The 7,610-nt window shown below is 69.5% G+C and carries 6 protein-coding genes; 2 read left to right on the top strand and 4 right to left on the bottom strand.

Annotation, left to right across the window (positions count from 1 at the left end; translation table 11 throughout):
* Window positions 1-1,076 (top strand): efflux RND transporter periplasmic adaptor subunit (locus RMN86_RS05080; protein ID WP_309604746.1); only part of this gene is annotated, 1,076 nt, incomplete at its 5' end.
* Window positions 1,076-4,321, top strand: a complete 3,246-nt coding sequence (locus tag RMN86_RS05075) for an efflux RND transporter permease subunit (RefSeq protein WP_309604747.1) — start codon at window positions 1,076-1,078, stop codon at window positions 4,319-4,321. The genes RMN86_RS05080 and RMN86_RS05075, both read left to right, overlap by 1 nt.
* A 285-nt stretch (window positions 4,322-4,606) precedes the next feature.
* On the opposite strand, the gene RMN86_RS05070 is transcribed toward RMN86_RS05075, so the two are convergent.
* The 4 genes from RMN86_RS05070 to RMN86_RS05055 form a co-directional block, all read right to left on the bottom strand.
* Complete coding sequence (locus RMN86_RS05070; RefSeq protein WP_309604745.1) at window positions 4,607-5,098, bottom strand: cytochrome c family protein; 492 nt, start codon at window positions 5,096-5,098, stop codon at window positions 4,607-4,609.
* A gap of 111 nt (window positions 5,099-5,209) precedes the next feature.
* Window positions 5,210-5,668, bottom strand: coding sequence for a YaiI/YqxD family protein (locus RMN86_RS05065; RefSeq protein WP_309604744.1), 459 nt, complete (start codon window positions 5,666-5,668; stop codon window positions 5,210-5,212).
* A gap of 10 nt (window positions 5,669-5,678) precedes the next feature.
* Entirely contained in the window at window positions 5,679-6,617 is a 939-nt protein-coding gene (locus tag RMN86_RS05060) for a transglutaminase family protein (RefSeq protein WP_309604743.1), read from the bottom strand.
* A partial coding sequence (locus tag RMN86_RS05055) for an alpha-E domain-containing protein (protein ID WP_309604742.1) occupies window positions 6,614-7,610 on the bottom strand: 997 nt, incomplete at its 5' end. The genes RMN86_RS05060 and RMN86_RS05055, both read right to left, overlap by 4 nt.

The following is a 7,610-nucleotide window of genomic DNA, read 5'->3' as shown; positions in this document are numbered from 1 at the left end:
GGGCCGGCCGGGGTGGCGCGGCCGCGGACCGGCGTGGCGCAGGCGCCTTCGGCGGTCCCGCGCAGGTCTCGTCGACCTCGATCTTCACCCACGCCTTCACCGACCAGCTTGAGGTGCTGGGGGTCGCCAAGGGTCGCCAGTCGGTGACCCTGACCGCGGCGACCACCCAGCTGGTGGACAAGGTCCGCTTCACCGACGGCCAGTCGGTGCGGTCCGGCGCCGTCCTCGTCGAATTGCGCAACTCGGAACAGGACGCGGGCCTGGCTCAGGCGCAGGCGGCCCTGGTTGAAGCCGACCGCGCCTTTCAGAGGTACAGGACGCTGAATCAGCAAGGCTGGGCCTCCAAGGCTCAGCTTGACCAGTTCGAAGCGGCCTGGCGCTCGGCGCAGGCCAACGTCACGGCCGCCAAGGCGCGGCAGAATGATCGGATGATCCGCGCCCCGTTCGCCGGTGTGGTCGGGCTGTCCGACGTGGCCCCCGGCGCTCTGGTCAATCCGGGCGCGCCGATCGTCACGCTCGATGACGTTTCCACGATCCGCGTCGATTTCCAGGTCCCTGAACGCTACCTCGCCCAGCTGCGCCAGGGCCAGGCGATCACCGCCACGGTCGACGCCTATCCCGGCGCGACCATTCACGGCCGCGTGGCCATGCTCGATTCCCGCATCGACGAGCGCACCCGCGCCATCACCGCGCGCGCGGAGTTTCCCAATCCGCTTCACAAGCTGAAGCCCGGCATGATGGTCCGGGTTGGTCTCGCCCAGGGCCAACGCCAGAGCCTGGCCGCCCAGGAATCGGCGGTCTCGGTGCAGGGCGATTCCGCGTTCGTCTATGTGCTCCATTCGATGGACCAGCGCACCGTCGCCGAGCAGCGGCCGGTGGTCACGGGTCTGCGCCAGGACGGTCTCGTGGAGATCATCGATGGGGTCAAAGCCGGCGACCGGATCGTCGCCGACGGTTTGAACAAGATTCAGCCCGGTCAGCCGGTGCGGGTGGTGGGCCAGCGGCGTCCCGGCGTCCCTCCCGGCAGCCAGGGCGCGGGCCGTCCGGCCGTGGCGGGGGCGCGGCCGGGCGCATGATGCTCTCCGACCTTTCTGTCCGGCGGCCGGTTTTCGCGGCGGTGGCGGCGATCATCCTTTGCGTCGTTGGCCTGGCGTCGTTCACCGCCCTGCCGGTCCGCGAACTGCCGAGCGTCGATCCGCCCAATGTCTCGGTCCAGACCACCTATCGCGGCGCGTCGGCCGAGGTGGTCGAGGAACGCATCACCCAGGTGATCGAGCGGCAGGTCTCGGGCATCCAGGGGATTGACAGGGTCTCCTCATCGTCGCGCGACGGCGTCTCGCGGATCAACATAGCCTTCACCCTGGCGCGCAACCTGGACGAGGCGGCCAACGACGTGCGCGACGCCGTCAGCCGGGTCATCGCCCAGCTGCCGGTCCAGGCCGACCCGCCGCAGATCGCCAAGGCCAACGCCGACGCCCAGCCAATCCTGTTCCTCAACCTGATCTCGACCACCCAGAATCGACTGCAGCTTTCGGACTACGCCAACCGCTTCCTGGTGGAACGGCTGTCCACCGTTCCCGGGGTGGCGACGGTCGGGCTGGCCGGGGCGCAAAGCTACTCGATGCGAATCTGGCTCGACCCGAGCGCCATGGCGGCGCGTGGGATCACCGTGGACGATGTCGAGGCCGCGCTGGCCAGTCAGAACCTGGAGTTGCCGGCCGGCGCGCTCGAGGCGCCGGCGAAGGACTTCACGATTCGGGTCGCGCGGGGCTATGCGACGCCCGCCGAGTTCGCCCGGCTGCCCATCGTCCCGGTCAACGCCGCGGCCCGCGCCGCGACGACCACTTCCGCGGCGATCGGCGGAACCTCGGCCGGCGCCGGCGCGGCATCGGGTGCGCGCACGACCATCGCCAGCAGCGCGAGCGCCGCGGCGTCGGACGCCTATGTCACGCGTCTGGGTGATATCGCCCGCGTCGAGGAAGGCCCCGACGAGCGGCGTCGGCTGTTCCGCTCCAACGGCGTCGACCAAGTGGGCATCGCGGTCACCCGCCAGTCGCAGGCCAACGACCTGGAGATTTCCCAGGGCGTCTACAAGGCGGTCGCCGAGATCAACAAGACCCTGCCGAAGGGGACAAAACTGGTGGTGGCTATCGATTTCTCCGCCTTCACCAAGCACGCGATCCAGGAAGTCTGGATCACCATGTCGATCTCTCTTGGCCTGGTCGCGCTGGTCAATTTCCTGTTTCTGGGGACCAGGCGGGCCGCTCTGATCCCCTCGATCGTGGCGCCGATCTGCATCCTGTCGACCTTCATCGTGATGGCGCCGCTGGGTTTCTCGATCAACCTTCTGACCCTGTTGGCCCTGGTTCTGGCGATCGGTCTGGTGGTCGATGACGCCATCGTCGTGGTCGAAAACATCCAGCGACGGATCGACGAGGGCGAACCGCCGGTCGTCGCGTCCCAGCGCGGGGCGCGGCAGGTGTTCTTCGCGGTCGTCGCCACCACCGTGGTGCTGATCTCGGTGTTCGCGCCGCTGATGTTCATGCCGGGCTACATCGGCCGGTTGTTCGTCGAACTGGCTGTGGCGATCGCCGCGGCGGTGGCGTTCTCGGCGATTCTGGCGCTGAGCCTGTCACCGATGCTGGCGTCGCTGCTCCTGCGGCCGGCCAGCTCCGAGGGATGGCTGGCGCGCAAGGTTGACGCCGCGATGCGCCGACTGAGAATCTCCTACCACGCCTCGCTCGATGGCCTCCTGGGGCGCCGGTCGGCCTCCATATCGGCGGCGGCGCTGGTGCTCGCCCTGGCCGGCGCAGCGGCCTTCCTGTTCAGCGCCCTGCCCAAGGAGCTGGTGCCCAACGAGGATCGCGGCCGGGTCGACATCAGCATCCAGGCCCCCGAAGGCGCCGGCTACGACTACACGCTCAAGGCGGCCCAGAAGGTCGAGAACCGCCTGCAGCAGCTGATCGCCAACCGGACCATCGACCGCTACACCGTCTCGCTGCCCGGCTTCGGCGGCACGCAGTACAATACCGGCACCGCCAACGCCGTCATGTCCGACGACAAGAAGCACAAGATCACCTCACAGGACCTTGCCGCCCAGCTCAACAAGGACCTGTCTGCGATCACGTCGGCCCGGGTGATCGCCTCGGTCCGGCCCAGCCTTCAGCGCGGCGGGCCCGGCGGCGGCAGCAACATGGATCTGATCGTGCTCGGCAACGAGTACCCCGAGATCAATGCGATCGTTCAGCCGCTGTTCGTAGCGGCGCGGAACAATCCCGGCCTGGCCCGGCCGCGCATTGACTACGAACCCACCAGTCCACGGGTGCTTGTGGATATCGATCGCGAAAAGGCCGCCTCGCTCGGCGTCTCCGCGCAATCGGTCGGACGCGCCCTGCAGGCCCTGTTCGGCTCGGAGAAAGCCACCACCTACATCAGGGCCGGCCAGGAATATGACGTCATCCTGCAGACCGACCGGGCCGAACGGCAGGATGAGCAGGACCTTTCCAAGGTCTATGTGCGAACCAATGCAGGCTCGCTGGTCCCGCTGACGGCGCTGACCAAGACCCGGGTGCGCGGCGACACCCCCAGCCGCTCTCGGGTGGATCGGCAGCGCGCGATCACGCTCTCGGTGCAGCTGAACCCCGGCTATACCGTGGGGCAGGCCGTGGCGTTCTTCCAGGCTGAAATCAAGAAACGACCGACCGGCCTGAACTACAAATGGGGCGGGACCGCGCGGGACTATCTGGAGGCTGGCGGCTCGGTGGGCCTGGCCTTCGGCCTGGCGCTGCTGCTGGTCTTCCTGGTCCTGGCCGCGCAGTTCGAGAGCTGGATCCATCCGGCGGTGATCATGCTGACAGTGCCGGTGGCCGCCCTTGGGGGGCTGTTCGGGCTCCTCATCGCCGGCTCGACGATAAACACCTACAGCCAGATCGGACTGATCATCCTGGTGGGCATCGCCGCCAAGAACGGAATCCTGATCGTCGAGTTCGCCAACCAGCTTCGCGACGACGGCCTGTCGATCCGCGAGGCGGTGATCGAAAGCGCCTCTCTGCGGCTGCGACCGATCATCATGACCTCGATCTCGGCGGCGGCCGGCGCCATCCCGTTGATCGTCTGGGGCGGGGCGGGCGGGGAGAGCCGCAAGACCATCGGCGTCACCATCTTCTTCGGCGCGATCTTCGCCACCCTGGTGACGCTGTTCGTGGTGCCGGTCTTCTACAACCTCCTGGCGAGATTCACCAAGTCACCGCTGGCCGCGACCCGGCGCATCGAGGCCTTCGAGGACGCTGAGAAGGCCCGGCTCGCCAACTTCGCGGAGTAGCGCCGGGTGGCCTCGCGTCCAGGGTCGTCCGCCAAAATGGCCTTCCCCGTCGAGGGGGAAGGCCAAGAGGGGCTGCCAGGAAGGGACGTGGGGGACGCCGAGCCTGGGCCGCGGTCGCGCCGACACATTGGGGGCAAGCCGGCGCCACGCCGCCTGGCGATCAAGCGTCCAGGTCGGCGCTCTTACGATGCGCGCCCGCGACTCACCCGTCAAGGTTGAGAGTGAAGGTTGAGAATTAGGCCCGTCGGGGGCGATGGTGGGGCGCCGCCGCCGGCGGCAGGCGACTCAGGGCTGGAAACCGGTTCCGATCATCACATAGGCGATCACGTCGGTCCGGTCCTTGGGATCCTTCAGGCCGGCGAAGGTCATCTTGGTTCCCGGGACGGCCACCTTCGGGTCGGCGATCCAGCTGTCGATGCGGGCCGCATCCCAGGTCCAGCCCGTGGCCTTAAGGGCCTCGGAATAGGTGAATCCGGCGAGGCTCGCGGCCTTGCGCCCGAACACGCCGTGCAGGTTCGGGCCGGTCATCGACGGGCCGCCCGCGGCCAGGGTGTGGCAGGCCGAGCAGAGCGCGAACTTGGCTTCGCCGTTGGCCAGGTCGGCAGTGTTGTAGGGAGCCGGCAGCTTGGCCAGCGCGGCCTGCCTGTCGGCCGCGCTCATCGGCGCGGCGGGCGCCGCCGGTGCGGCCGGCCCGGCAGGCGCCGTCGTGGGGGCCTTGCTGCAGGCGCTCAGAGCGACGATGGCAGTGGCGGCGAGCGTCAGACCCAGGCGGCGCATGCGCGAACTCTCCTCAAACTCAACAGATCGACCGACCCAAGGGCGACGGGCGGGCGAAGGCGGTATCCCCGCAACGCGGCGGCGATGCAAGACCCCAGGACGCCGAAGGTTTCAGGCCGGCCGGCCGCGCCGCCGCTCGCGGTTCACGGCCTGGTCAAGCGCCTGCAGGAAACGCGAACGATCGGCCGGCGCGAAGGGCTTCGGCCCGCCGGTGATCTCGCCCGTCGAGCGGATGTGCTCCAGGATCGCGCGTTGCGCCAGGGCGCCGCCAATGGAGTCGGGCGTGAACAGCCGCCCGTTCGGCGCGATGGCCACGCCGCCGGCCTTCAGCACCCGATCGGCCAGGGGAATGTCGTTGGTCACCACGATGTCGCCGGGTTCGGTCCGATCGGCGATCCAGTCGTCCGCCACGTCGGGTCCGGCGTCGACGATCATCCGGGCGATCAGCTTCGACGGCGGAATGGCGATGAAGCTGTTGGACACCACCGTGGTCACGAGGCCGTAGCGGGCCGCGACCCTGTAGGTCTCGTCCTTCACCGGACAGGCGTCGGCGTCGATGAAAACCTGCATGGGCCGCCGGTCAGCCGCCGCCGCCGCCGACGAAACCGACCAGGCCGGCCTGTCGCAGCCTGGCGGGCGCGGGATCCTCGGGGATCACGTCGACCTCGACCTTCAGGGTCTGCACGCCCGGCGCCAGGATGATGCCGTCGATCGGGGCCACGTCGGAATAGTCGCGACCCACCGCCAGCACGATGTGGTCGTTCTCCACCAGGATGGCGTTGGTCGGATCCAGGCCGATCCAGCCCGCCGCCGGGCCGCACCAAACCTGGACCCAGGCATGGGTGGCGTCGGCGCCGGCCAGCCTGGGCTTGCCGGGCGGCGGCAGGGTCCGCAGGTAGCCGCTGACGTAAGCCGCCGGCAGGCCCAGGCCCCGCAGTCCGGAAATCATCACGTGGGCGAAGTCCTGGCAGACGCCATGGCGCGCCTCGAAGGCTTCTACGGCGGGGGTGGAGACGGTGGTCGCCTCCGGGTCGTAGGTGAAGTCGGCGTGGATGCGGCCCATCAGCTCGGCGGCGGCCTCGAGGATCGGCCGCCCGGCGGCGAAGCTCTGCCGGGCATAGGCGGTGATCGGCGGGGCGTCGGGGGTGCGGCGGGTGGGATAGAGGTAGGACGCCGGACCTTCCGGGCCGAGATCGCGGGTCTCATAGCTCTGCGCGCGCACCGTTTCCCAGGCCGCGCTCCCGGCGGGATCGGGCGACGGCGGGGCGTGAACATCGACGCGGGAGTTGGCCTCGATGACCAGGGTGGTGTGCGGCCTGTCGATCACCACCGTGCGGGTCTTTTCGCCGAAGGGGCCGGTCCCGTCGCGCGTCTGCGAGGGCCGCGGGGTGACCGCGATGGCGTTGGCCAGCACCGTCTGGGTCGCCGCGTCCCGCGGCGCCAGGCGCAGCACGCAGCGGGCGAAGGTGACCGGCTCCTCGTAGCTGTAGGTCGTGCGATGGCGCAGCGCGTAGATCACGCCAGGCCCGCGAGCTTGAGGGTCGGGACGGCCTTGGCCCCCTGCAGGAAGTAGCGGTCGGCGACCGCGCCGGAGAGCCGCAGCAGGGTCCGCTCGAAGGCCAGCATCTTCGGCGCCTCGAGATGGGCGGCGTCGGCGGTCTCGACCTCGGCGGCGAGCGGCAGCAGGATCCGGTTCGGCTCCTCCAGCATGCCGTCGGCGAGCAGCGAGGGCAGGACCGCCAGATGGGCCTTCAGGGTCTCGACCTGGAAAGCCAGGGAGCGGGTGTTGAACGGATCCAGCATCACCATGTCCCGCACCGGCGTCAGCGCCAGGCCCACCAGATACCGCGCGCGGTAGGTGATCTGGCTGTCGGCCAGGTCGAGCAGCAGGTCGAGGTCGTCGGTGGTCGCGCCCTCATGGGCGAAGGTGCGGGTCATCCGGCAGGTGTTGACGCCGCGCTCGATCCGCCGGCCCATGTCCAGGAAGCGCCAGCCGGCCACGCGGTTCATGTTCTCCTGGGCGAGGCCCGCCAGCGCGGCCAGCAGTTGCAGCGCGCTCTCCACCTGCTGCAGTGCCTCGGCCTCCGACAGCGGCGCCTGGGCGCCCTCGGTGAGTTCACTCTCCAGGTTGAGCAACAGGGCCCAGAAATCGGCGGACAGCCGCTCGCGCATGCTGGCCGCGGTGCGCCGGGCGGCGCGCACCAGATAGATCACCGAGCCATAGGCCTTCTGGTCGTGCAGGGCCTCGCGCGCCGATTGCAGGGCGGGGCCGCCCAGACGGTCCTCGTCGATCGCGCCCCAGTCGATCAGCAGCTGCTGCAGGCAGGTGAGCGTCTCGCCGGCGCCGTGGATCGCCGATTCGGAATCCATCAGGCTGGTGCACAGGCTGCGCGCCAGCCGCAACGTCGCCTCGGCGCGCTCCACATAGCGGCCCAGCCAGAACAGGTTGTCCGCCGCGCGGCTGGGCAGGTGGCCCATGATCCGCCGGACCTTCACGTCCTCCTGGCTGGCC

The sequence above is a fragment of the Phenylobacterium sp. genome, assembly GCF_031360265.1.
Taxonomy (GTDB): Bacteria; Pseudomonadota; Alphaproteobacteria; order Caulobacterales; family Caulobacteraceae; genus Phenylobacterium.
Note: the sequence above shows the minus strand (reverse complement) of the source record. Positions and strands in the feature narration are given on the sequence as shown.